Here is a 1,966-nt window from a genome sequence, read left to right on the forward strand (position 1 = left end):
CATAACTGAACTTCATCGGACCCAGCGGAGAGAGCCAGGTCACGGCAGCACCGGCAGAGTAACGCAATTCGTTTTTGAATGTCGATTTGTGCGTTGTGCCTACGCCATACACGTTTTGGAGCGCGCCGTTGGTGTAATAAGAATTGCTGCTGCTGTCGTTGTAGGTTTTGCCGTCCCACACGCTGCCCGCATCGGCAAACAGGCTCAGACGGACGGTACGCGAATCTTTAATACCCGGCATCGGGAAGAGCAACTCTGCGGAAACGTTGGCTTTTTTGTTACCGCCGTAGCTGATTTTCTCGCCGTATTCGTCATAGACTTTCGGGCCCAGCGTACCGCTTTCAAAGCCGCGGACGGAGCCTAAACCGCCGCCGTAGAAGTTCTCAAAGAACGGCATTGTTTTGGTTTTGCCGTAGCCGTTGCCATAACCGACTTCGCCACCCAGCATCAGCGTGAAATCTTTGCTCAACGGGAAGAACCAAGTTTGGTTGTGGGTCAGGGTGTAGTATTGCAGGTCGCTGCCCGGCAAAGCGATTTCGCCGTTTACGCCGGTCAGGTAACCGCGGGTCGGCCACAAGGCATTGTCGGTTTTGTTGCGGCCCCAGCCGATGGTACCTTTGTACAACCAGCCTTTGAAGTTACCCACGCCACTGCCGTCGCCTTTACCGTATTGATTGATAAAGTCGGCATAGCGTTTAGGCGCGCCTTTGTAGGTGTTAACAGTCAGACGCTCTGCGGCCAAACCGAAGTTTACACGGTCATATTCGGTAACCGGAATACCGATACGCAAACCGCCGCCGAAAGTCGTGGTTTTATATTGTTTCGCGCTGGAAGAAGCTTTACGCGGGTCGTAAGACTTGCCGTAAAGGTCGTAGCCCAAGCTTACGCCGTCAGGTGTGAAATATGGGTCGGTAAACGACAATGAGCCGTTTACTGTGGTTTTACTGCGGGAAGCGCGCAGGGCAACGGATTTACCCGTACCGAACAGGTTGTCTTGAGCCACGCCGGCAGACATCACCAAACCGGTATCCTGAACCCAACCTGCGCTCAAGTCGAGCGAGCCGGTAGAACGTTCGGTCAGGCTCATGTTCAGGTCAACTTGGTCAGGCGTATTGGCCACAGGAGCCGCATCAAATTGAACGTTGTCGAAGTAGCCCAACAACTCAACGCGCTCTTTAGAACGTTGCAGTTTGGCAGAATCGTAAGGCGCCGATTCCATTTGGCGCAACTCGCGGCGGATGACTTCGTCACGGGTTTTGTTGTTGCCGGTAATGTTGATTTCGTTTACATAGATTTTGCGGCCCGGTTGAACGGTCAGTACAAAATCAACGGTATGCGTTTCGGCATTTGGAATAGGTTGGACATTGATTTCGCTGAATGCGTAACCTGCCTGACCCATGCGGTTTTGAATGGCTTCGAGCGAATTGGACATTTGCGCGCGCTCGTACCATTTGCCCGGCTTCATGGTCAGCAGTTTTTCCAAATCTTCTTTCGGCACTTCCAGCGTATCGCCTTCGATGCGTACATTGCCCCAGCGGAAGCGGTCGCCTTCGCTGACAGTTACTTTAATGGTTTGCTTGGTTTTGTCTTCGTTGGTTTGGATATCGGTATCCAAAATACGGAAGTTGAAGTAGCCGTTGTTTTGGTAGTAATTGGTGATTTTTTCCATGTCCTGAGCAAATTTTTGCTCATTGAACTGGTTGCTCTTAGTGATCCAAGTCCACATGCCGCCTTCGCTCAGGGACATTTGCTTCATCAGACGGCGGTCGGAATAAACTTCGTTGCCTTCAAATGAAATATCGGTAATCTTGGTAGATTTGCCCTCTTCGATGGCAATATCGATAGACACGCGGTTGCGGGCGAGTTTGGTTACAGTCGGCGTGATTTGGACAGACTGTTTGCCGCGGCTCAAATACTCTTCTTTCAAACCGGCAACGGCTTGGTTCAGCGTTGCTTGGTTGAAGTA

Annotated in this window: 1 protein-coding gene; it reads right to left on the bottom strand. The window is 51.6% G+C overall.

Going from position 1 to position 1,966, the window contains the following annotated elements; all coding sequences use genetic code 11:
• On the bottom strand, positions 1-1,966 hold a 1,966-nt coding region (bamA, locus tag ACTHUM_RS12435), incomplete at both ends, for an outer membrane protein assembly factor BamA (RefSeq protein WP_440403004.1).

The sequence above is a fragment of the Neisseria sp. P0021.S006 genome (genome assembly GCF_051956895.1).